General features: G+C 29.5%; 18 protein-coding genes and 1 riboswitch. Of the genes, 2 read left to right on the forward strand and 16 right to left on the reverse strand.

Annotation, left to right across the window (positions count from 1 at the left end):
• Window positions 1–47 precede the first annotated feature (47 nt).
• From IC214_RS04020 to IC214_RS04090, 15 genes are all read right to left on the reverse strand, one after another.
• Window positions 48–1,934, reverse strand: a complete 1,887-nt coding sequence (locus IC214_RS04020) for a cell wall-binding repeat-containing protein (RefSeq protein WP_227434438.1) — start codon at window positions 1,932–1,934, stop codon at window positions 48–50.
• A 212-nt stretch (window positions 1,935–2,146) separates the two neighbouring features.
• On the reverse strand, window positions 2,147–8,077 hold the full coding sequence (locus IC214_RS04025) for a M60 family metallopeptidase (RefSeq protein WP_227866253.1): 5,931 nt from the start codon (window positions 8,075–8,077) through the stop codon (window positions 2,147–2,149).
• Between the two features lie 122 nt (window positions 8,078–8,199).
• A riboswitch (cyclic di-GMP riboswitch) is annotated at window positions 8,200–8,285 on the reverse strand.
• A gap of 203 nt (window positions 8,286–8,488) precedes the next feature.
• Window positions 8,489–9,892 (reverse strand): cell wall-binding protein Cwp9, encoded by a 1,404-nt coding sequence (locus tag IC214_RS04030; protein ID WP_227866254.1) that lies wholly within the window; start codon window positions 9,890–9,892, stop codon window positions 8,489–8,491.
• Between the two features lie 489 nt (window positions 9,893–10,381).
• Window positions 10,382–12,271 (reverse strand): cell wall-binding protein Cwp8, encoded by a 1,890-nt coding sequence (locus IC214_RS04035; protein WP_227866258.1) that lies wholly within the window; start codon window positions 12,269–12,271, stop codon window positions 10,382–10,384.
• Window positions 12,272–12,583: 312 nt separating this feature from the next.
• Entirely contained in the window at window positions 12,584–12,727 is a 144-nt protein-coding gene (scfA, locus tag IC214_RS04040) for a six-cysteine ranthipeptide SCIFF (protein ID WP_009891067.1), read from the reverse strand.
• 65 nt (window positions 12,728–12,792) lie between these two features.
• On the reverse strand, window positions 12,793–13,155 hold the full coding sequence (locus tag IC214_RS04045; protein WP_227866259.1) for a TIGR04086 family membrane protein: 363 nt from the start codon (window positions 13,153–13,155) through the stop codon (window positions 12,793–12,795).
• A gap of 57 nt (window positions 13,156–13,212) precedes the next feature.
• Window positions 13,213–13,506, reverse strand: a complete 294-nt coding sequence (gene yajC, locus IC214_RS04050) for a preprotein translocase subunit YajC (protein WP_227434433.1) — start codon at window positions 13,504–13,506, stop codon at window positions 13,213–13,215.
• Window positions 13,507–13,639: 133 nt separating this feature from the next.
• Window positions 13,640–14,761: a tRNA guanosine(34) transglycosylase Tgt gene (gene tgt / locus IC214_RS04055; protein WP_227434432.1), complete on the reverse strand. Its 1,122-nt coding sequence runs from the start codon at window positions 14,759–14,761 to the stop codon at window positions 13,640–13,642.
• 77 nt (window positions 14,762–14,838) lie between these two features.
• Window positions 14,839–15,324, reverse strand: a complete 486-nt coding sequence (locus IC214_RS04060) for a phosphate-starvation-inducible PsiE family protein (RefSeq protein WP_227482100.1) — start codon at window positions 15,322–15,324, stop codon at window positions 14,839–14,841.
• Window positions 15,325–15,335: 11 nt separating this feature from the next.
• Window positions 15,336–16,361 carry a tRNA preQ1(34) S-adenosylmethionine ribosyltransferase-isomerase QueA gene (gene queA / locus IC214_RS04065; RefSeq protein WP_227434430.1) on the reverse strand — a complete coding sequence of 342 codons (1,026 nt, stop codon included), beginning with the start codon at window positions 16,359–16,361 and terminating at the stop codon, window positions 15,336–15,338.
• 316 nt (window positions 16,362–16,677) lie between these two features.
• Window positions 16,678–17,697: a Holliday junction branch migration DNA helicase RuvB gene (gene ruvB / locus IC214_RS04070; RefSeq protein WP_227434429.1), complete on the reverse strand. Its 1,020-nt coding sequence runs from the start codon at window positions 17,695–17,697 to the stop codon at window positions 16,678–16,680.
• 72 nt (window positions 17,698–17,769) lie between these two features.
• Window positions 17,770–18,372 carry a Holliday junction branch migration protein RuvA gene (gene ruvA, locus IC214_RS04075; protein ID WP_227434428.1) on the reverse strand — a complete coding sequence of 201 codons (603 nt, stop codon included), beginning with the start codon at window positions 18,370–18,372 and terminating at the stop codon, window positions 17,770–17,772.
• The gene (gene ruvC, locus IC214_RS04080; protein WP_227827582.1) at window positions 18,365–18,874 is read right to left on the reverse strand and encodes a crossover junction endodeoxyribonuclease RuvC; all 510 of its coding nucleotides are present in this window, start codon (window positions 18,872–18,874) and stop codon (window positions 18,365–18,367) included. The genes ruvA and ruvC overlap by 8 nt, the downstream gene beginning before the upstream one ends.
• Window positions 18,875–19,003: 129 nt before the next feature.
• Window positions 19,004–20,254, reverse strand: a complete 1,251-nt coding sequence (locus IC214_RS04085) for a transposase (protein WP_227434426.1) — start codon at window positions 20,252–20,254, stop codon at window positions 19,004–19,006.
• Between the two features lie 412 nt (window positions 20,255–20,666).
• On the reverse strand, window positions 20,667–21,296 hold the full coding sequence (locus IC214_RS04090) for a BofC C-terminal domain-containing protein (protein ID WP_227434425.1): 630 nt from the start codon (window positions 21,294–21,296) through the stop codon (window positions 20,667–20,669).
• A 202-nt stretch (window positions 21,297–21,498) separates the two neighbouring features.
• Between IC214_RS04090 and IC214_RS04095 the strand changes: the two genes are divergently transcribed.
• Both IC214_RS04095 and IC214_RS04100 read left to right on the forward strand, forming a co-directional pair.
• Complete coding sequence (locus tag IC214_RS04095; protein ID WP_227866260.1) at window positions 21,499–21,822, forward strand: DUF1540 domain-containing protein; 324 nt, start codon at window positions 21,499–21,501, stop codon at window positions 21,820–21,822.
• 284 nt (window positions 21,823–22,106) lie between these two features.
• On the forward strand, window positions 22,107–22,961 hold the full coding sequence (locus IC214_RS04100; RefSeq protein ID WP_227851164.1) for a putative ABC transporter permease: 855 nt from the start codon (window positions 22,107–22,109) through the stop codon (window positions 22,959–22,961).
• A gap of 139 nt (window positions 22,962–23,100) precedes the next feature.
• Here IC214_RS04100 and IC214_RS04105 read toward each other — a convergent pair whose 3' ends face one another.
• Window positions 23,101–24,537, reverse strand: a complete 1,437-nt coding sequence (locus IC214_RS04105; RefSeq protein WP_227434422.1) for a four-carbon acid sugar kinase family protein — start codon at window positions 24,535–24,537, stop codon at window positions 23,101–23,103.
• Between the last annotated feature and the right edge of the window lie 45 nt (window positions 24,538–24,582).

The following is a 24,582-nucleotide window of genomic DNA, read 5'->3' on the forward strand; positions in this document are numbered from 1 at the left end:
AAATACATTCTTATTTTAAGCTTACTTACTTATATTTACTTTGATATTTATTTTGATTCAATTAAACTCTTAATCTTATCTACTACAGATGAAGCTATTCCTCCACCCACTTCAAACAACTTAGATGAATTTTTATTTTTTAATGATGATTCTTGTGATTTATCTAACGTATTTGTGGCAAGTACAACTGGTGAATTATTTTTAGCTGCCAATGGACCAACTGCCAAAGCATCTATAAGTTTATCTTGATTAGCAACTACAACCCCATCCAATTTGGAATGAGAATAGAATTTATCTATTACTTTAGCATTTGTCTCTTGTCTATTTTGACCTGCAACTCTATTTTTTGATACATCTTTATTTGTTATTTTTCCAACTTGCTCAATAGCCTTGTTAGATATTTTTTCTACTCCACCAATAAAGTATACATTTGACACTTTGTTTGATTTAATAAATTGTTCTGCTTCATTATCTACACCATCTTTTTGTGTAAGTACTATTGGAGTTTTTTCCTTTCCAGCTAATGATGCTATTGATAATGAATCTGCTTCTCCATTTCCTGCTCCTATATACAACTTGCTTACATTATTTGTCTTATCAATTTCTTTTGCTATATTAATAGAAGTTTGATATCTTGTTTCTCCACCTATTCTTTGTACTGATATCTTTGAATTTATGCCTTTAATAGCTTCAACAACTGAATTTGGCATTGAGTTATTTCCACCTACTACAATTACTTTTGATGGATTTAATCTTTTTAGCTCTTCTATAGTTTTTTGAGGAAGTTTATCATTTGAAGATAAAAGAATTGGTGAATTTTTTACACTAGCAAGTGGTGTAGCAGTAAGCCCATCCACCATACTTCTGTCTTCTCCATTTACTATCACAACTGTATCTGACTTTGTCCATCCACTTTGAGATATTTTAACAGCAGTTTCAAATCTATCTGCACCTTTTAATTTTTTTACTGTAACATTAGATGTAGAGTCGCTTGAACTTCCTCCACTAGAAGAACTACTACCTCCAGATGAACCACCTGAATTATTATTTCCACCATTATTATTGTCATCAGAATTGTCTGGTGGTAATTCATCTGGTTTAGCTAACTCATTATCAACTACATACTCTAAACTTTTTGGAAGTGTAACTTCAACATACTTACTTATTGTAGCTTTTCTTCCTTTACTTGATTTTTGTGATAATCCAAGCTTTAATATTATATTTGAACCACTTTCTTCGGTTTCTTTACTAACAACAGAATAGTTTATTCTAATATTATTTAATAAATATTCAAGTGATTCACTTTTCTCAACCTTATATTTTTCAGGATCGTTTTTACTAGTTCCAGTTCCTCCTATTGGTTTTACTTCATTCTCATTGATAAGAGTAAAGTTTAAACTTTCACTAGAATCTATACTTTCATAATCAACGGTTTTATTGTTGTAAGTTACAATTTTTAAAGCTGGTTTGGAATTTTCCCCATTACCCAATATTTTATACTTAGCACTTGAATTACTTCCAGATTTTTTTACTGATATTCTTCCTATATTTAATGTATTTCCATCTAACAAATCTTCATTTGATGTAACATATATATCTAATGTTGTTGTATTACTTGCTTTATCATATGTTGAAACACAATTGGCATTTGCATTTCCACTTTTTATCTGAGCTTCTATATTATCAGACCACTTAATCTTTTGGCCTGGCTCATTATCTAGTACTTCAACCTCACCTTGTACTTTTATACTAGCTTGAAATGAATATACTATATTTTCTACTGAATCCACAGATATATCTATAGTATTTACTTTTTCATATGTCTTTGTTCCTTGTAACACTGGAGCAGCATATGCACATGTAGCACTACCAGTTACAGCTACTGTCATAGTTGACACTGCAATAGTTCTTATAAGAAATTTTCTTTTACTCATTAACACCCGTCCTTATCTACCATCAGCCAGATAGATAAAATCCTTTATCTATCTGGCTTTTATATTTAATTTATAAATTACCCTAAACTTATAGTTACATTATATATACTTCACTTTTAACATCTTACTCTTTTAAAACTTTTCTAGTACCTAATCATACTAAATATCCACTATTTGCACTAGCATGTTTATTTTTTTTAGATTTCTATTACTTATTTATCTCTGACAATATTACCTTTTACTTTATTATTTATAGATATAACCTTCTTATTGCTAACATCAATAGTATTCTTTGTAGCTTTTCTCGCTTTACTATTACTATCAGTAAGACTTATCGTCTTTAACTCATCATAAGTTTTAGCTTCCACAGGAACATACATTGTATCACTTACAAATCTTTGACCTATTGGAGTATCTCCTTGAAGGTCATTATATCTATATAATTCTGCCTTAACTTTATCACTTAAAGAATCAAAGCTTTCTTTTGGCATATAGTAAACCCATGTACCTTTGCTTATTTCACCTAATTCACCTTTTTCTGGTACCTCTGCAAATAAAAGTGCTTCCCCAGAGATAGTTTTATTATTTTTATCTATAAGTAATGGTAAATTAAATGCTGGATTTCCACTGTATTCACCTGTAATTACTATTGAACCTGCTGGAATCTTAGCTGTTTCATCTTCACTCGTATTAGTGTCATCCTTTTGATATACATAGTCTTCTGCTAATTTTCCAATTCCATTAGTGCGAGTTTGGTCTACACTATTTACTGTTCCAATCTCTATATTGTCACCTGGAGGTCCTATTACATCAAGCTCTGCAACCTCTATATTAGACTTATTGTTTGATATTAGTTTTACATATCTAGCTTGGTATGTCCAAAGCTTACCATCTTTATTAAATGTAACTCTAGCTTCATTATCTTGGTCTTTTCCTCCACCAACTAAGTCTTGTCCGTATTCAAAAGTTCCTTGGCTAACATCTTCCCAATTCTTTTTATCATTACTTACTTGTATTTTATAATTAGTTAAAGGATTGTATGTTGTACTAGTATCCTTTCTAAGGTTGAATAATCCTTTTAATGAGAACTTTCTAGCTTCAGTTTTTGGCTTTGTATATTTTAACCCTACTATAGGTAATGTCTCTTTCATATCTACTATTATATATGGATTTTCTTCTACATTTATATCTGGGTCTTTTTGTGGGTCTTTGTTCCACTCAGCTTTACTAATTCTCTTTCCTTTATATGTAGTACTTGCATCATTATCCTTGATGTTATTAATCTCTGGATTTTGTAGTGGTCCATGTGAGTCATTTTCAGTTCTAACATCACCATCAGAAACAGTGTTTGTTATAAATGACCATGCTGACTTATTAATTTTCCCTTCATCTGATAATTTTACAGTACCAATTTCAAACTCATCTGTTGGATTTAGATGATAATCGTATGCAACTACTTTATATGTAAATGCTCTATTATTAAGAGGAGATATATTATCAGTAAATTTAGCTTGACTATTTCCTTTTGCATCTACAAACCCTACTGTTCTATATTTTACTTGAGTTCCATTTTCACCATCTAAGTAGTTTCCATCACTTCTTATTATCTCGTATCCCAATATCTTGTCTTTGTCTTTGTCAACATCTAGGTCTATAGATATTTTATTAGATTTAACTAGAGAACCACTTTGTACTCCATCAGCAAAACCAGCACTTACTTTAGTATCTTCTGCCATACTAGATATATTTTCATTTAAAATCTTTCTTCTAGCTTCATCATTTATATATTGTATCTTTCTAGACTCTTTTTCGTACTTTTTACCATCCATTATACTGTTTAACTCTGGTGTAATTTCTACTCCCCATGCTTTAAAGTAATCTCTTAAATCTTTTTCAACAACACTTGATGCCATTGCTACTAACATTTGGTCTTTTGGTAAATTATTTATTGGGTCATCACTTGAAAGTGCTCTATATTTTCTTGAAATCTTAGCATAGAATGTGTCATTGCTTAAATCAGCATCTGAGTTATTCTTTAGCATTGAACCAGTAAAATCATTATCATAAGCTAAATGTAGTTGCCACAACATTCCAAGTCTCTCAAATACATTACTTGGTATACCTACACTGTTTGAAGTTACATGTTCATATATCTTGTCCATTGTTGAACCTTCAAGTCTTGAATGTGTCTTATCATCAAATGTTTGAGCAAGTAAAGCAAGTACATTGTTACTAGTTTCGCTATATGTCATCTTCCCAATGTCTGTAACATGTCCTATCTCATGACCTATTCCCCATCCAAACAAACTTCCTCCTGTAGCTTTTCCAGTAGCATCTATTTGGAAAGGTACTCCATTCATAAGTCCTGGAACTGAACCGTATTCTACTCCTACATGTAAACCAGAAGCATACATAAATGCTCCAATAAACATTCTTTGATATTTTATATTCATACGAGATTTAGGAGCCATATCATTTTTAGTTATGTCAAATTCATTATCATCTACAGTTCCATTTCCATCTAAATCTTGTGTCTTAAATACTCCTCTTTCTGAGTATATTAAGTCCATTATTTGTTCCCATGCAAGCATACTATTGTATAATCTATCTACTTGTGTATTTAAATCAGAATTTCCACTTGATATTCCTTGGTATACAGCTGTTGCAGGAACATTTAACGTAACTTTATCACTTTCAATATCTGTAGTGTTTAATACACCCGTTGTTTCTGAATATCCATATGAATTGCCAATATTCGTTCCTGGATAATATGGCTCTCCCTTTATATCATTCTTATATTTAGCTAATTCTTCTATATAGGTTCTTATCTTTTTCTTAGATGCAGAAACTCCTTCAGGGCTCTTATCATTTATCATTCCATTTAAGTTAAGATGTGGTATCTTAGTAGCTCCTGCTACACGTACTTTTATATCTCCACCACTTGGAGCATCATAAGGGTATCTTATATACAAGCTTCCTCCACGTTCTACATCTAGACTATGAAGCTTACTTAACTGAATTACATTTTTACCAGTGTTAAGATTTATTTCTCCACTCTTATATGCACCCGACTCTCCATAGTATTGTGTATATATTAACTTAGGAGTTCTACCACTTTTACTTCCAACATATACTGTGATTTCATCTCCAGCTCTAGCAGCTACACCCAATGCTTGCCAGTCATTTCCCATACCTAGATTATTAGACTTAACAGTATAGTTTCCACTCTTATCTTTATACTTTCCTGAAACATTTATATCTTGATTTACAGTTGTTACATCAGCAAGTGTAGCTCTATCATTATATAAGTCTTGAGCTAATTTTAATTCTCTATCAATAATTGTCTTGTATGGATGATATTCCCCACTCACTTTATCAGGAGTACTAATTCTATCTTTTAATTCTGTTATTTTTTCTTGAGTTACATCTTCTTTTAATTCAACTTGTAAGTCATCTACAAATAGATTTCTTACATCTTTTTCTATACTGTCATATTCATAGAATTTAAGTTCTGATATATTAGACTTATATGAATAAGAAGAACAAACACTTACTTGTATCTTAGTAGCATTTATTGGTTCCTTTAATCTTACCATTACATATATATTATTATTTACAGGGTCTGTTTTTGTTTCAAAGGGTACATCTCCTAAATTATGTACTTGACCATTTTCATCCCAGTATTTTATTTCAAAGTCATTGATTGTCTTATCAGAAACATCAAAACGAGGGGTAGCCATAAAAGTATCCATCGTATAAGCTTTATCAAAAGTTATGATTGGACCTCTATTCGTTCCCTCAGCAGCATTATATTTTGGGAATGTCCAATGTGTTGTAAAATCTCCATCTACTATATTAAATTTATTAAATGGATTTTTGTCACTATATTCACTTTTGTCATATCCAGCTGGATAACTAACATCTACTATATGATTTGTTGGTATCCCAAAACCTGCATCTAACTTAGGAGTATTAATTAGTCTATAGTTAGGTGTTGTTGGAGCATCAACACTTTCAGTTGTTCCTATATATGTTTTAGACATTCCACTCGTACCTAAATGGTTCGTAGCTGTCATTCTAACTTCATATGTTGTATTATCCTTAAGCCCCTCTATTTTTAAACTTGTTCCACGAATAAGTTTGTCATTATATTTTATCCAAGAGCCATTAGAACTTTTTTCTCTATAATATAAATCAAAGTCTTTAGCTTGCTTATGATTTTTCCAGCTTACATCAAGAGCCTTAAATCTACCTTTGACATTTATACCTTCTGGTGGTTCTGGTTTTGTATCTGGAACAACTTGAAATTCTATTATACTGTCTGGACTAAATTGTATAGGCTTATAGTTTGAGTCTACATTTTCTGGGACTCCATCTAAGTTTTCTGCTGTTGCCTCTTTATATCCACTAGCCCAATCTCCATTTAAAGACTGTATGCTCACTCTATATAATCCATATGCTTGTATATCTCTTACATCTATAGTGTTTTTACTAGTTTGTAATTTTTTAGTCGATAGTACTTTTCCTTTACTGTCAATCGTATCTAATATAAGTTCATATGCAGATACATTTACTTCATTATTCCAATAAAAAGATACTTTTTCGTTTCCAACAGCAGTACTAGTCGATATTTTATTGATTTTAGGTATATTCATATCTGGTTTTGGTATTTCTTTATAAACATTATTTAAAAATTCAACTTTAGATATTTCTGCAAGATTTCTATCATTTGCTGTTGTAGCTGTTATTTTTATTGTTATCTTTTTTACTGCTACTTGTTTACCAAGATTTATTACTATATCACTATTTTGAACTTCTGCATATGTTTCTACTGCTGACCTACCATATGTAGATGTTGTAGAATTATCATCTTTGCTGATATTGTCTTCTTGTTTTGATGTATCTTTGTCTGAATCAGACTTATCTGTTGATGAATTTTCTTTATCGTTGTTTTCTTTATCAGTTGTATTTGAATCTTCTTTATCATTTTTTTCTTCTTGATTATTGTCTAAATTATTATCAGACTGCTCTATATTTTCATCTTTATTATTTGTTTCTTCTTGCTCATTATTTACTTCCTCTTGCTTCTGCTCTTCTTTTAAAGTTTCTACATATTCTTTATTTTCATAAGGAATCTGTTGAACATTACCATCTTTATCTGTAACTTCAACTATTCCTTTTGCTGGAGCATTCCCTTCAGGTGCTTTTATATTTATGACTTCCATATCAAGTGCTTCTGATAAAGCTATATCCATTACTGCTGGTTTTTCTTCTGATATCTTATCATCTGCATTTGCTGGAGATATTTTAACTCCACTATTCTCTCCACTGAATAAATCCTCTACAGTACCTTGAATATTTGTATCACTGTTTTTTTCTAATGTTACTTTATTTGTATCTACTATAGGATTGGTAGATACTATACTCTCTAGGCTTTTTTCATCTTCACTTTGCCCTAAATTTTTCTGAACATAGTCTAGGTCAGCAATATCTACCTTTCCATCTCTATTTAAATCATATTCACTTTTATTTGAGTTTATATTTTTCAATACATCCTCATAATCCTTCTTATCAACTTTGCCATCATTATTCACATCGCCCATCAAGAATAGTTCATAGTTTAGAGGTTTATTTTTATCATCAACACTTGCTCTATTACTTAACAAAACTCTTTGTGAATAACTTGATATATCAATGTCCTTAATTTCCTTACTCTTGAATCCTCCTCCAGAGACTTCTACATTGTATTTTCCAACAGGTAAATTATTAAATACAATATTATAATATGATATATTTTCATCTTTATTTTTTATTTCACTTCTACTTGCAGATAGTTTTTTTATAGTATATTCTATGTTATCTGCCCCAATATTTAATGTTCCTGAATCTCTTTCTCCAAGCTTTATTATTCCACTGTTATTACTATCATCTTTTAATTCCAATTGTGTATTAGTTATACTTTCTGATTCATTATTTTTTATTGGAAGTGAAAAATTTAAATCTACTTCAAGATTCCCCTTTAACTTCTCTGTAACTGATTTTTCAACTGCCCTTAACTTCCCCTCTAAGATAGGTTCTGCAAAAACGTTTAGTGGTGCACTACACATTGATACTGCTAGTACACAAGATATTGCTTTTTTCATGAAACAACAATCCTCCCTCAATAAATTTCTAATTTCTCATGAATTTAAATACTATAGTTTCAGACAATAAAAAAAGACACTCAAAGAGAATCTTAATTATAAAATAAAAAGACTTTACTCTTTTTAGCAACTGGCTGATATGGCTTTAAAAGCTTTAACCCCTATAGTTTTGCGTCATTAGGTTTCCCTAATTTTGCCATTTAATTTTCACTACTTTCTTACCCATTTTATACCATATTTAAACTTTTTGATACAATTTTTTTCACTAAATTTAAAAAAATAACATTTATACTATTGTATTAATATAAATGTTATTTTCCATTATAATTTTATTATTTATATATTATTTTCTCACAGCTATCATTTTGTGTGTAGTTACATTCCGTAAGATACCTAAATTATAACAAATATTTATTCTTTATATCTTCCATAAAACTCATGTGTTGCATATATAGTCTTATCTCCCGTTATGGCTATTCCAAATCCCATTATTTCATATCCTTTATGTAGCATATTGGTACCTTCTTCAGGATTTGTCTTCCACTCATTGAAAATAAAATTTCCTATATCATCTGCATCTCTATTTGTATAAACAGGTTTATCTGGAATTTTATATTTAATTATATTTTCACCTTGAACTGCAACATATCCAGGCTTAATCTCACTCCAATCTAAGTACTTTAGAAAAGTAGAGTATGAATTTTTGCCATTTATTGTGTGAGATAAAGTCTTCTTATTTGCCATTAAGTTAGACCAATCATTTGCTAATCCCTCTAATCTACTTGCTACAGATAACTCTTTTACTCCGTTTTCTTTTCTATATTGTCTTATATGAGCATATACTTTTCCCTTTATTCTGTCCTTAAATGCTCTATCATTTGGATTATAATATAGTCCTTGTTGATTTGGAGAAGCTTGATTTATACACTGTTTGATTACATTCTGATTTATTCCTCCAAGTACTGTAAGTTTATCTGCTCCACTTAAAATACTCTTATTGCTACCATTTTCTACTAATACTACAGGAGCATTTTTTGCTATTGTAGAAGCAACTAATGCATCCGTTAATTGTAGACCCTTGCTTAAGTAAAACTCTTTACTGTTTTTATAAAACTCTTGTATAACTCTCTTATTGGTGTCAAACCTATCTGTTCCACCTAACCTAACAGAATTTGTACTTTTGACCAATTCATCACTTATTATTTCACTAGTCCCAAGTGCATAACTCTTTAATCCTGTAGTATCAAACCCTACACTATTTCCATCTGTAAGTATTATAGGTACTCCATCTCTTGCCGCTACTGGTGATGCACTTATCGCATCTGCTTCTCCTGTGACTCCATTAGCTATAATTACCTTATCAATAGGTTTGATTTCTTTAATTTTCTCAGCTATTTTTACGCTCGTATCAAATCTATTTTCACCAAATATTCTTTGTACAACCTTCTTTTTAGAAAGTAATTGATTTTCAATATTTTTACTTATTGTCGATTCTGAACCTATTATATATACAGTGTTTGCTTTGTTCAGTCTTTCCATAGTAGTACTTGGAATTTGATTTTGTTTTGTCATTAAAATAGGCGCATTTAAAGCTCCAGCTAAACCACTTGCACTAAGACCATCTGCCAAGCTATTATCTGAATTAATTAGTATTGCTGTATTATAGCTTTGTTTATCTGCTATTTTTGCCGCTGTTTCATACCTGTCATTACCTTTTATTTGTTCAACGGATGTCAACGCATTTACTATAGGAGTATTTACCATTACTAAAGATAGTGTAAGTCCTATAGCTAATATCTTTTTACTATTCTTCATATTATTATTTACCCCCAATATATTTTTCGTATTTTTTATCAATAATTTTATCCATTCTCAATAAAAAGTTACAGTTTTGTTACCATATTTTATATATAATACCATAGTTATCCATATAACTCAAATACTATAATTAAAGTCTTTATTCTCCGTAAATTCAAAACATTATAACTTATTTTATTTAATTAAGTAATAAATTCAAAATAATATATGTTAATAAGATGTTTAATCATTATAAACAATATCATTTATAATAATTTTTTTATAATATGAATTTTACAGTATTATAATCAAAAAATAAAAAAATAAGATATCTCAAATTAAATCTAAATGAGATACCTTATTGTTATTCTTTTTATTTCATTATTTATATATATTTTATATTGTAGACATCATATCTTATCTAAGCATCTTGTATAAATGTACATTATAGACATTCTATATTATCTAAACAAACTTATAATATCAATTTTTATATACTATTAGTTCTTATTTAAATAAGTTTATTTTTTCTGCTATTTTCTCAATAGCATTTTTAGCTATTCCTTCACCTATTTGTACTAACTTAGTAGCATTTTTAAGTCTTAACTCAACTACTTCTTCCTGTGACTTAGAAAGTTCTTCTGTAGTTAATACTATTGGTGCTTTTGAACTAGCTGCAAGTGGTGCTGCTGTAAGTGCATCAACTAATTGTCCATTTCCACCTACATAACCGTCTTTTGCAACATATGCTTTAGTTGCTCCTGCATAGTACTTGTTGATTACTTTAGCATTAGTATCTTTTCTGTTTTCTCCAGCTAGTCTTTCAACTTTGTTGTTTAAATCTATTTCCACTAATTTATCTTCAACTTCTTTTGATACAGAATTCTCTCCACCAACAATTTCTAATTCTTTTCCTTTTAATAATTTTTCAGCACTTGCATCTAACTCGTTACCTGTAACTATTATTGGAGCTCCAAATTGAGCAGCTCTAGCAGATATACTCATAGCATCTGCTTCTCCATTTCCACCTACTACAAATGCAGTTTTAAATGTATCTTTTAATTGTTTTGCTATTTCTAAAGAAGTTTCAAATCTATCATCTCCAGAAACTCTCTCAACTTTACTTACACCCAATTTAGAAAGTTTTTCTTCAGTTTCTTTTGATATTTTAGATTCTCCACCTACTATATATATTTTCTTAGAAGATAAGTTACTTCCAAGTACTCTTAATATCTCAGCTTCTATTTCTGATGGTAATGAATCTTTTTTAGATAATAATATTGGTGCATTTTTTTGAGATGCAAGTGGTGCTGATGCTAATCCATCCACTATAGCATCTTCTCCAACTAAAATTATTGAATCTGCTTCTCCATCTTTGAATCTTTCCTTACTAACTTCTACTGCTGTTGTAAATCTTGAATCTCCAGATAAAACTTCTACTTTTAATTCTTTTCCGTCTTTTACATCAGTTAGTACTTTGTGTAAATCTCTAACTAATTTATGGTTTTTACTTGATACACTTATTGTTTCTGGCTTTTCATTTGTCTTACTTAAAACCATATCAAAGCTTGACTTTTCTGGCTTATCTTTGTCATCACTATTTTCTTGTTCTTGAGTAAGTATTGCTTCATTCTCAAATGTTAAAGTATATCCATTTTTAACTTTATTAACTATTTCTCTACCTAATGTAGTTAATCTAACTCCATCAAATAAATCTTCTGCTGATATGTCTTGTAAATCTGCATTTTTAACTGTTATTGTATGTAATTCTTTTGATTCTATATCGCTGTAACGCTTTTCATAGCCTTCAAAAGTACCTTCTTCTGATGTTAATGGTTTTGCAAAGTCTAAATGTTGGTCTCCTACATTTACTGTAATTGTATTTTTTGAATCTTTCGCTCTTTTTACTTCAACTGTGCTAGTAGACTTTATAGTTGCTGTTAACTTGCTATCAGAATCTTCTGCTAAAGTTGCATTGAAAGCATTAACTGCATCTACTATTTCTTGAGCTGTTTTGTAGTTTTCAATTTTATAGTCAACTACTTTTCCACCTATAGTTTGATGACCTTTATCTTGTATAGTAACTTTTAAACTTTGTCCTTCTACTAATGAGTTTATCTTGTTTTGTAATTGAGTTGCATTAGTTAAGTTTACATTATCTACTTTTATATCATAAACTCTATCATTTACATTTGCTCCTGCTTTTGTCTCTTCAAACTTAATCTCTAATGCTTTTCTAACCTCTTCGATTAGTTTAGTAGAATCTTTTGCACTTACTGTGTAATTTTTATCAACATTTTCTGACACAGTGTTGTCTGCGAATATTGGTGCTGCTGCACTCATAACTGTAGCTCCTGCCATTACTATTGCCATACTTCTCTTTTTGTTACTTAACATATTTATGTCCTCCGAATATTGTATTTAATTTTTTATATTCGTATTTCCCACATATAGATAATATTATATATAATATTATTTATCAATACATTTTATAAGTTTACATAATTTACTAATGGATATATTAGAAATATAAGAATAAAAAGTTAGATTTTGAATATATAAAAAATTAAACACTAACAAGTCAAACCTTATTTTTTATAAACATATTAAACATTTTATATGGAGACAAAAAATAAAAAAGGATACCTCATTAATGATAAAAGAACCATTTTGAGATATCCTCTTACAAACAACTAAATCAATAATTTTCTATCTTTCACACTCTTGATTTGCAACTGTACAAGAAGTTTTACAAGCTGATTGACAAGAAGTTTGACACTCTCCACATCCACCTTTTGCAGCACTTTGCTTTAAAGTAGCTTGAGATAAAGTTTTTACATGTTTATTTTCCATTTTCAACGCCTCCATTTCTAATTGTTTCCTATTGATTATATCACAAAACCACTTTAATATAAACTCTATTTAAAATTGACACCTAATACGCCTCCAATACCTCCTGCTGCTGATATAAGCAATAACTTATAAATCATTCCTACTTCAAATATGAAGCTCTCTTGTGCTAAAAACACAGTCAAAAAAATACACACTATGTACAAAAGTCCAACTAAAAGCCCATACATAAGTCCCTTTTCTTGCATGTGTTTTGAAGTGTAAAAACCTCCTATAGCTGAAGAAATAGTAGTTATAAATGATGCAACCATAGTTATATTATCTCCACCGATATCTGTAAATGTCAAAAATAAGTTATACACTAATAAAACAGCCAAAGTTATTATATATGCATATCCCAAACCTTTAAAAATATAATTAGATTTTCCCATAAAAAAACCTCCTCTCAAATTAATATATATTCGAGACAAGGCTTTTAAATTACTATTTTACTGTTCTTCTATTTCTTCTTTTCTAGATTGAACTGTCCCTATAGCCCATTTTTCAAATGGAACTTTAGTTCTGTTTGGTCCTAATTCTAATATTACAACATCATCTTCAACTTTAGCTACATTAGCTACTATTCCACCTATTGTAATGACTTTGTCTCCTACACCTAGGCTACTTCTCATTTCTTTCAATTGTTTGTCTTTTTTCTTTTGAGGTCTAATCATTAGGAAATAAAAGATTGCAATTACTACTACCCATAGACCTATACTCATCATTATTTGTTGCTGTGGCATTAATTTTTCACTCCTTTGTAAATTATACTCTTTTGCAAATCGTAATAAATGTTTATACAACAATTTACTTTCTTTAGCTTTGAGTACTATTGAATATTATATATTAAAATGATTATAATTAATAGTGCAAAACCTATATTTCATATCCATATTTTGCAAAAAATTCATTTCTAAAATCAAGTAATCTATCTTCCATTATTGCTTGTCTTATTTGTTTCATTAAATTTAGTAAAAAGTGAAGATTATGAGTAGTTATCAATCTTGCACCCAGTATTTCATTTGCTTTTACAAGATGTCTTATATAGGCTCTTGAATAATTTTTACAAGCATAACAATCACATTCAGGGTCAAGTGGAGTAAAGTCTTCAGCATAAGTTGCATTTCTAACTACTACTTTACCTTGACTAGTCATTGCAGTTCCATTTCTAGCTATACGAGTAGGTAAAACACAGTCAAACATATCTACTCCTCTTATAACACCTTCCACTAAATCATCTGGACTACCAACTCCCATTAAGTATCTTGGTTTGTCCTTTGGCATAAATGGAGTTGTGTGTTCTAGTACATCGTACATAAGTGGCTTTGGTTCTCCAACACTAAGTCCACCAATCGCATATCCAGGTAAATCAATGCTTGTTATTTCTTTCGCTGATTGCTCTCTTAAATCTTTATACATTCCACCTTGTATTATACCAAATAAAGCTTGCTTGTCTGTATTATTATGGGCATCTTTACATCTTTTTAACCATCTTGTTGTTCTTTCTAATGAATTCTTTACATACTCTCTATCTGCTGGGTATGGCGCACACTCATCAAATGCCATCATTATGTCTGAACCTAACGCATTTTGTATTTCCATAGCTTTTTCTGGAGTTAAAAAATGTTTTGAACCGTCTAGGTGTGACCTAAATTCTACACCTTCTTCTTTTATCTTTCTCAAAGGCCCTAAGCTAAATACTTGAAATCCTCCACTATCTGTAAGTATTGGCTTATCCCAGTTCATAAACTCATGAAGTCCACCAGCTTTTTTTATAAGTTCATGTCCTGGTCTCATATATAGATGATAAGTGTTACTAAGTATTATTTGTGAGCCAATCTCTTTTAATTCTTCTGGTGTCATAGACTTTACTGTTGCTTGAGTCCCAACAGGCATAAATATTGGTGTTTCTATAATCCCATGTGGCGTGTGTAATCTTCCAAGCCTTGCACCACTTTGTTTACAAGTTTTTATCAGTTCGTATCTTACTGCGTACATAAATATCTCCTTAATAATTTTTATTTCTAGTTATTCATAACATATATTTTCACTAATCTAAATATCTAATATATTTTCTAAATAGATTTATCTTTATCTTCTTTACTTTGTTGTTCTTTGATTGCTTCTTCATCATGAATACTCGTTATATTAAGAGCACTCTTGTCTTTTGTTACTAAAAACTTTTTTATAGCAAATAGTCCTGCAATAGCTATAACTCCAATTAAAACATCTATCATTCCTTCATTTTTAGGAAGCAATAACATTTTTCTAGCTATAGCATATAGTAGTGCCTCAATAAATGCTCCTGGTATATGAAGTGATAGCATTACTACAAGCTCAACACCTATCACCAAAAGTAATATTTGTGCTAAGAAATCATTAAGCTGACTGTATTGTACTGGGTTTTGAAAATCAACTATATATGCTCCCCACATAAGTCTTAATACATCTATTGTACCTAAAAATACTGCTATTAAAACTACTACTGCTAATACACGTTCAAAGATAAAAGCAATCTTTAATATAGGGTTATTCTTTTTTTGTTTTTGTAAGCTATGCATCTATTCCCTCCCTACTTTATAATCATAGCATCTCCAAAACTGAAGAATCTATATCTTTCTTTTACTGCCTCATTATATGCATTTAAAACATTTTCTTTTCCACAGATAGCACTTACTAACATGATTAAGGTAGACTCTGGTAAATGAAAATTAGTTATAAGTCTATCCAAAACCTTAAATTTATAACTTGGATATATAAATATATCTGTCCATCCACTAGTTTCTTTCATCTTGCCATTTTCATCACAAGCTGATTCTATAGTCCTACAACTAGTAGTTCCAACACATACTACATTGTTCCCATCTTTTTTTGCTCTATTTATTTTGTCAGCTGCCTCTTGACTAACCATATAATATTCTGAATGCATCTTATGATTTAAAACATCATCTACTTTTACTGGCCTAAAAGTACCTAAACCAACGTGTAAAGTTATAAATGCTATATCTACACCTTTTTCTTTTATTTCATTTAATAATTCTTCTGTAAAGTGTAGACCTGCTGTAGGTGCCGCTGCTGAGCCATTATGTTTTGAGTAAACAGTTTGGTATCTTTCTTTTTCCTCTAATCTAGCAGTTATATATGGAGGAAGTGGCATATTTCCAAGCTCATCTAAAATCTCTTCGAAAATTCCATCATAATGAAACTTTATAATTCTTGAACCTTCATCTGATAAATCTACAACTTCTCCAATTAATTTCCCATTTCCAAAAGAAAACTTAGTTCCCACTTTTGCTCTTTTACCTGGCTTTACTAAAGCTTGCCAAGTATCTTCCTCTGTTCTTTTTAATAATAAAAATTCAATTTTTCCACCAGTCTCAAGTTTTTCCCCTATTAATCTAGCAGGTATAACTCTAGTATTATTTAAAACTAAACAATCTCCTGGATTTAAATATTCTATTATATCTCTAAATACTTTATGCTCAATTTCTCCTGTTTCTTTATCTAATACCATCAATCTTGAACTAGCTCTATCTTCTATAGGAACTTGAGCTATAAGTTCCTGTGGTAAATCAAATTTAAAATCACTTGTTTTCAATGTCAAACTTCCTCTCTTAAAATTTCTCTAGCTACAATAATATCAAAAAAACAACTTATTTTCTACAATATTACCATAATCTATCAATAAATCCCTATTTTTAACATACAGCATATCCACAATATATAGATATTTTTCCACGTTATACACGTCTTATCCACAATATATAGATACAGTACACACATTTTTCCTTGTATTTATCCACAGTATCTACAGATATAATTACCATTTTGTGGATATGTTTGAATTTTTGCCCATTTTAGAAATATTTTAATTTAATGATTATTTTTTTAATTGATACCTCTTTCTTCTATTCTTATCTATCGCTAGGATAAGGTATTTTTAGATGTTCATAGGCTAATGGCATGGCTACTCTACCTCTAGGCCCTCTATTTATAAACCCTAGTTGAAGTAAATACGGCTCATACACATCTTCTATTGTATTTCTATCTTCACCAATTGAAGCTGCTAACGTATCAAGACCTACAGGACCACCCCTAAATTTTTCTATTATAGTTATAAGAAGCTTTTCATCCACAAAATCAAGACCTAAATTATCAACTCCTAAAAGTTCAAGAGCATCCTTCGCAACTTCATCAGTTATCCTTCCATCAGCCCTAACCTGTGCAAAATCTCTAACTCTTTTTAGCAATCTATTTGCTATTCTTGGAGTTCCTCTTGAGCGTTTTGCAAGCTCTAAAGCTCCTTGAGATTGTATTTCTGCATCTAAAATATTTGATGACCTAAGCACTATTTTTGAAAGTTCATCAACTGTATAATAATCTAATTTACAAATAACACCAAATCTATCTCTAAGTGGATTTGTAAGCATACCAGCTCTTGTAGTAGCTCCAATAAGTGTAAACTTAGGAAGGTCAAGCCTTATACTTCTCGCAGATGGTCCTTTTCCTATTATTATATCTAAACAAAAATCTTCCATTGCTGGATACAATACTTCTTCAACACTCCTATTGATTCTATGTATCTCATCTATAAATAAAACATCATTTTCATTCAAATTTGTAAGTATAGCTGCTAAGTCTCCAGCTCTCTCTATTGCAGGTCCTGATGTAATCCTCAAATTTACTCCCATCTCATTAGCTATTATACTTGCTAGTGTAGTTTTTCCAAGCCCTGGTGGTCCATATAAAAGTACATGGTCTAACTGCTCATTTCTTGATTTTGCTGCCTCTATAAATATACTAAGTTGCTCTTTGGATTTTTCTTGACCCAAATAATCTTCTAGTGTTTTTGGTCTTAAACTATTTTCTATATCTATATCTTCCACCTTCATAGTAGAAGTTATTATCCTATTTTCATCTTCAAAATCTTGCATTTATACCCCTCCTTCCGTAATTTTGCAAATCTACTTTATTTTAAATATTATTTTACATTCACAAATTAAATGCTACTTCATAGATTTACTCATTATATATGTAAGTGCTTTTTTTATAATGTCTTCTGTATTCATACCATCTTTTTTACATTTTTGAACTGCCTCTTTTGATTCTGCTAAGGTATACCCCAAAGCTACAAGTGCATCTATAGATTCATCTTGAGATATGAAAGTAGGTTTTTGTGATAATAATGTTGGTTCAAATTCTATATTATTTTTATCTACTTTATCTTTAAGTTCTAAAACGATTCTCTCTGCTGTCTTTTTACCAACGCCTGGAGCTTTAGATAGTTTCCCAACATCTTCGCTTAAAATATAAGCTCCTAGTTGCGCTGGTGATGCAAATGATAGTATTGAAAGCCCCACCTTAGGTCCTATTTTTGATACAGATGTAAGCAATTCAAACATCTTTAATTCTTCCCTGCTTGCAAAACCGCAAAGACTCATATCATCTTCTCTTACTATTAGTTTAGTATATATTTTTGCAGTATTCCCTATTTGCAAATTCATTATTGTATTGGATGACACATTTATCTTATATCCTATATCATTGTTTTCAACAACTATACTGTCTATATAAATTTCTTCTACTGTACCTTTTATATAACTATACATACTTCCCACCTATATTCTTTAAAGTTTTTTCAAGTTTATTTGAATGAGCATGGCAAATAGCCACAGCTAGAGCATCTGCAACATCATCTGGCTTTGGAACTTTTTTTAAACTTAAAAATGAGGTTACCATCTGTTGAACTTGTGCTTTGTCTGCTCTACCATATCCAACTACACCTTGTTTTACTTGAAGCGGAGTGTATTCATATATTGGTTTACCATTATGTGCACAAGCAAGCATAGTAACCCCTCTAGCCTGTGCTACTGTTATAGCAGTCTTTACATTCTTGTTAAAGAATAGTTCCTCCATTCCAACTTCATCTATATTGTAATTCTTTACTATTGTATCAATTCCTTTATATACAAGTTCTAACCTCTTAGAGATATCCATATGCGCAGGTGTTGTCACTGCCCCATAATCTATTACTTTAAATTTACTATTTTTATATTCAATTATACCATATCCAACTATGGCTATACCTGGGTCAATCCCCAATATCATCATTTTAAAAAATTCCTCCTAAAAATAAAAGAAATACCAAAATGTATTTCTCATAAAAACTTATGTTCTAAATTATTATACCCTGAACCTCCCACGACTAAAATCGCAGAGTTCGATTACGTTCAAAATAACCTAAGCTACTTTGATACGTACAGGCGTGTCCAGTTCGCCCCTACTGTATAGTCCATCTAAGGACACAACATTACTTTTTCTCAAAATATTTAATGCACCATTAACATCAGCATTTAAAATCATTCCTTTTTTAGTTTGATACAATCCTCTTTTAATTCTTTTTCCAGAGAAATCATACTCCTTTGGATTATCGTCATTATAAGCTGGTATAATATCTTTATCAAAAAAGCTAGCTTTGGAAGTATAACTTTCTTCTTGTTTTAAAAAAGTAATTCCATATAGTTTACATAGATATTCTAATTTATCACGTAATTTACCAAAAGGAATATGTACAAATGTTTGATTATTAACTTTCCCGATATTACTTCTGTATTGAAAAGTTTCATTATACCCACAAACTAAAATACCAATATCATTTTTTAAACAATAATTAATAATAATACGAGCTGTTTTAGCCATATAATCATTTACTTTATTGTTTCGATTGCGAGTATTCGATTTTTGTCGATTGGTATTTCGTTTTACATACCCCTGTAAATCTTTAATACTTTGAAGTCGTGCATTTTGTTTATTATACCATTGATTTATTGATTTTAAACGCTTTCCATCAACAATAAAACTTTCACCAGTAGAAGTAATACAAGTTGCTAAATTATTAATTCCAAAATCAATTGCTAGTACTTTGTTTTTATTTAATTTTCTTTGTTCTTCTTTCACTTCGTAAGTGTATTGAATTTCAAAGAACCTAGCTTTTGCTTTTGGTATAATACGAATTTCCTTAATTTTCTTATCTTTAAGAATTGGCGGAATCGTTATTATAACTTTTTTATGTTCTTTTCCAAATTGACGTGAATATGGAATTATTAATTGATTATTATTTAATCGAACAAAACCAATGACAAGTGTAGTAAATCCATCTTTTGGAAGATAATGTGGTAATTTTATATCTTTGAAAGAATATTTACCTTTTTTCACTAATTTAAGCAGTCCAAAAAAAGACTTAAATGAACCATCTACTTCCTTCAAAATTTGTTGAGCCATATTGGAATTTAAATTTTTGTAATTAGGACTATCTTTCAGAAGAACATAATTCTTTTCATAATTTAGATATTCGCCTTCTTGGAAGTAATATTGCCTAATATTATAGATTGCTTCATTAGCTAAATTTTTAGCTATACGAGAAAGCTCTTTAATATTCTTATAATCTTCCTTTGAAAGATGTTTTACCTGCTGTTTTACAGTTAAATACATGATATATATCACTTCGCTTTCTAAGATGATTATAACATATCTTTACTGTAAAGCCAATGTTTTGGTAAAAAACAATGACAGTAGAGAAAATTTAACCTGTAGCTAAATTCTACATTAATCGTATTAGAGGTTGTCGTTCACATAAGCTTTAGGGGTTTCCAGCAATTCAAGTGGTATATTGGATAGATTGTTTACTATCTCTACATACAAACTTCTCTATACGCTTACTATTTCCCTAATTCATCTCATGACTAAAGTCACGAGTATTCTTAGAGATTTAATAAAATCAAATAAAAAAGTTATATCAAAGCGAACTTCTCACTCCAATATAACTTTTATATTTAGTACAAATAAATTATTGTATTTTAATAGGCATTAAATATGTTTTGAATCTTAATATCAATTTGAAATATTAACTTGCAAAATCTTCTAATCTTGAATAGGCCTCTTCCTCTGTATCCATAACTACACCTTTTTTAAGTTCATCTTGAACAGTCTTAGGAAGTGAATCTACTCTTATTTTAGTTTTTTCTACTAATGTTTTATTTCCACTATCATCATATTTATACAATGCTATATTTCCATTATCATTTTCAATTGTATATTTACCTTTTATAGTAGTGTTCATTGCTTGTACATCTTTATTATCACTGTTTTTAGATTCTACTAATATGATTTCATTTTTATCCATACTCTTTATTGTTTTAGTTGGATATTCTTGCTTAAAATATGATACTATTTCTGATTTTGTCTTATCTAATAATGACTCTGGAACTACTCCAGCCATCGTAAGTACTCTCTTATAGTTAGTTTCATTCTCACCTTCGCTTTGAAGCCAAACTTCACAGTTTTTATTTAATCCAAAAGCTTCTTTTGATTCTTCATTCATATTCGCACTAGCACTTACAACTTTACCAGTTTGAACTCCATTATTTTTTAACTTTGTTCCTATATAAACTCCACTACTTAATACAAATACTCCTACTAGTACTAATGCAGATATTTTCCAAGGAAATAATTCTTTTTTCTTCTTTTCAAACATTGATTACGCCTCCTTTTTCTATTATTTTCTCCAAGCTGTAAGTTTTTATACAATTTAGGTAAATTTTAGAAGAAAATATATCTGTATTTCAAATTAATCTAAAAATAGATATCTTCTAAAAGGAAGTTTTCTCTTAAATGTTATATTCTTGCAATTATATGGACATAATTTATAATAAATAATAGTTTAGGAGGTAATAACTTTGGAAAGAATCAATTGTAATGTAACTAACTGCTCACATAATAACAGCCATATATGTTATGCAGATAAAATTTTTATAAATGGTGAACAAGCTCATAATGATAGACATACTTGCTGTAGTTCGTTTTTAGATGAATCTATTTATAGTAATCTATCTAATAATGTTAACAATAGAAATTGTGAAGAATTAGTTTGTAGTGTCAAGACTTGTAAGTATAATAAAGATGGTAGCTTATGTAATCTTGATAGTATAGTAGTAGCTCCTGAAACTGATAGAGTAAATCTTTACACTGAAACATGTTGTTCTAGTTTTAAATGTAAATAAACAAAATATAAATAATATAGGGTGTCAAAGGTAATCAAAACAATATACTGTAGAGTATCTACAGATATTGATTTGATTATACTTGACACCCTTATTTATTTTAAATAAAATCTCATTATTATAGTTTTGCATATAATATTATAATTGCAATTAAATTTGATAAATTTCTATAAATTGGTATAATCAATATGTAAATTAAATTTAAAGTAATATAGTTAATTGTGAAAGAAAATACCAGATATATAGTATTATATAATGTTATATTAACTAGAAATGAGGTGCTTATGAGTACATTTTATATCCAATTTCTTTATTTTGTAATTTATAGTTTTATAGGGTGGTGTTGTGAGACTACATATTGTTCTGTTTTACAAAAACAATTTGTAAATAGAGGTTTTTTAAATGGGCCATTTTGTCCTATATATGGATTTGGAGCACTAGCAATAGTAGCTACATTAACTCCTTTTGTTCATAATATTCCCTTATTATTTGTGTTTAGTATAATTATCACCAGTATAATGGAGTATTTTACAAGTTTTGTATTAGAAAAAATATTTAATATGAAGTGGTGGGATTATTCCAATCACAAGTTCAATATTCACGGAAGAGTGTGCCTAGAAAATTCACTTATGTTTGGTGTGTTGTCATTAATTGTAATGCTGATAATACATCCTATTGTAGTTGATTTCATAGATTATATTCCTAAAAATATACTATTTATTCTTGGTATATCCATAGAAATTTATTTTGTTTTAGATTTAATAATTACAATACACACAATTTTACAATTAAATGGTAAATTAAAACAAATCAATCTTATAATTAAGGAATTAAAAGATAAAAAGGAATACTACAAAATTATTACACAAGAAACTATTGAGAATAAACTTGAGACTTTGGTTGAAAATAGACTTGAGACTTTAGAGGATAGATTTGAAATATTAAAAGAAAGAGAAAATTATCGTTATGCTAAAAATAGAATTGAAGAACTTAAAAACAAGCTTAATACTCTACTATCTAGCCACAAATTACTTCATAGACGTATTATTAAGGCGTTCCCTAATATAAGCTCTAATAAGCATAAAGATATTTTAAATAAAATCAAAGAAGATATTAAATCAATCAAAAAAAATAAATAATCTAAATTATATGCCATATTATAATATAAATATTTATAAATACAAATAAGGTTTAGAATATTATTGATAATATTCTAAACCTTATTTAATATATTCTAAAACTTACTATTGACTTATCCTTATTTTTAAATCAAATCTTCTAGCCCATTAATACTTCAACAGCTTCTCTAAGTGTACTAACTTCTCCAACATTGCCAGGGAAAATTATATATGGCATATTAGGAAATTTACTTTCTTCTCCTGTCATCCATACTGGTATACCAGGTTTTATTTGACCCATTACAGTAGCCTTTTTTACTTTTAGCGCCTTAGTTCCAACATCACTAGATGTAATTCCACCTTTTGCTATAATAAAATTTGGTCTTACATTAAGCATACCAACTATACTAGTTACAGCATCTGAAATTTCTACAGAAACCATAAGTTGTTTATCTTTATCATTCGTATCTAAATCAAAACGCTCACGTCTAGTATACACAGCAACAGTCTTTCCATTAGTTATTTTCTCTTCTACAACTTGTATAACTCTTTTTACTTCATTTTTTAATCCATCTTCTCTCAAAACTAAATGTTGATTAAACTCTATAAATTCTATAGGATGTTTACAATTTTTAAGTTCTTCTAGTTGTTGAGTAGTTTTATTTACATGTGAACCAACAAGTATAATACCTCCATTAGTATTATCTTTTGATACTAATTCCTCTTTAGTAAGTAATTCCTTATCACTTACACCTCCAAGTATCTTTGTTATAGCAGCAGCGCTTCTAAATATAAATTCTTTGCCACTGTTTACTGCACGTATAAACGCAATTGTAAATACCTTTACATCTACATAATCTATTGCATTTACAATGATTTTGTTGAAATTCTTTGCCATTTTAAGCTTTTCTGTTATCCTATCAATATTTAAACTTCTAAGTTCCTCTAATGAAATGTATATCATATCACTAGATTTATATTCTCCATTTGTTTTTTCTTCACACCATTCTCCTATATCAGAAGATTTATATCCAAAAGATTTATCTTTTGCAAATTCAGTCATTCCCGCTGGTACAAGCATTTCTCCTTCTTTTACATAATGTACATTGTCTATCGTAAATCTTCCACCTTCTTTGAAAAATGGCATTATTATTTCACCATCAAATATTTTCCCTGATAATTTTTCCACCTCATTTTTCAATAGATTAGTTTCAAGAGGATAATGCCCCCTCATTGTTGAATCACTTCGGCTTATAATAATAAAATCCTTATTAACTTTTTGAGAAATATCCACAATATTTTTTGAAATTTTCTTATGCACTTCTGTTGTTTGAGAAACTGTAAATCCCCTTGAGTTAGTAAGTATAAAAAACATACTATTTTCTTCATCAAAACCTTGTTCTATGCTATTCTTATCCCAATCAGTATATACAGAAACATCATGAACTGTTTGTACTCCAGTTGGGTCATCATCTAATACAATAATTTTTCTATTTAAATTTTTAAGTTCATTTACAAGTAATTTATTTAATTTATCTTCATCTACGTTCTTAAAAGTATCGAGTATATCTATGTTAATTGAATTGACTTCTCTCACTAAAAATCCCCCTTTATGCAATTTATTACAGTATGCATATGTTTA

This window comes from Clostridioides sp. ES-S-0190-01 (genome assembly GCF_020658275.1).
Classification (GTDB): Bacteria; Bacillota; Clostridia; order Peptostreptococcales; family Peptostreptococcaceae; genus Clostridioides.

Bases quoted from the DNA above. Each gene is read 5' to 3' on its own strand.
- ruvB (WP_227434429.1), bottom strand. From the start codon at position 17,697: ATGCAAGATTTTGAAGATGAAAATAGGATAATAACTTCTACTATGAAG.
- IC214_RS04085 (WP_227434426.1), bottom strand. From the start codon at position 20,254: ATGTATTTAACTGTAAAACAGCAGGTAAAACATCTTTCAAAGGAAGAT.
- IC214_RS04030 (WP_227866254.1), bottom strand. From the start codon at position 9,892: ATGAAGAATAGTAAAAAGATATTAGCTATAGGACTTACACTATCTTTA.
- ruvC (WP_227827582.1), bottom strand. From the start codon at position 18,874: ATGATGATATTGGGGATTGACCCAGGTATAGCCATAGTTGGATATGGT.
- IC214_RS04060 (WP_227482100.1), bottom strand. From the start codon at position 15,324: ATGCATAGCTTACAAAAACAAAAAAAGAATAACCCTATATTAAAGATT.
- tgt (WP_227434432.1), bottom strand. From the start codon at position 14,761: ATGTACGCAGTAAGATACGAACTGATAAAAACTTGTAAACAAAGTGGT.
- yajC (WP_227434433.1), bottom strand. From the start codon at position 13,506: ATGCCACAGCAACAAATAATGATGAGTATAGGTCTATGGGTAGTAGTA.
- IC214_RS04025 (WP_227866253.1), bottom strand. From the start codon at position 8,077: ATGAAAAAAGCAATATCTTGTGTACTAGCAGTATCAATGTGTAGTGCA.
- IC214_RS04090 (WP_227434425.1), bottom strand. From the start codon at position 21,296: ATGTTTGAAAAGAAGAAAAAAGAATTATTTCCTTGGAAAATATCTGCA.
- IC214_RS04100 (WP_227851164.1), top strand. From the start codon at position 22,107: ATGAGTACATTTTATATCCAATTTCTTTATTTTGTAATTTATAGTTTT.
- IC214_RS04020 (WP_227434438.1), bottom strand. From the start codon at position 1,934: ATGAGTAAAAGAAAATTTCTTATAAGAACTATTGCAGTGTCAACTATG.
- ruvA (WP_227434428.1), bottom strand. From the start codon at position 18,372: ATGTATAGTTATATAAAAGGTACAGTAGAAGAAATTTATATAGACAGT.
- IC214_RS04035 (WP_227866258.1), bottom strand. From the start codon at position 12,271: ATGTTAAGTAACAAAAAGAGAAGTATGGCAATAGTAATGGCAGGAGCT.
- scfA (WP_009891067.1), bottom strand. From the start codon at position 12,727: ATGGAAAATAAACATGTAAAAACTTTATCTCAAGCTACTTTAAAGCAA.
- IC214_RS04045 (WP_227866259.1), bottom strand. From the start codon at position 13,155: ATGGGAAAATCTAATTATATTTTTAAAGGTTTGGGATATGCATATATA.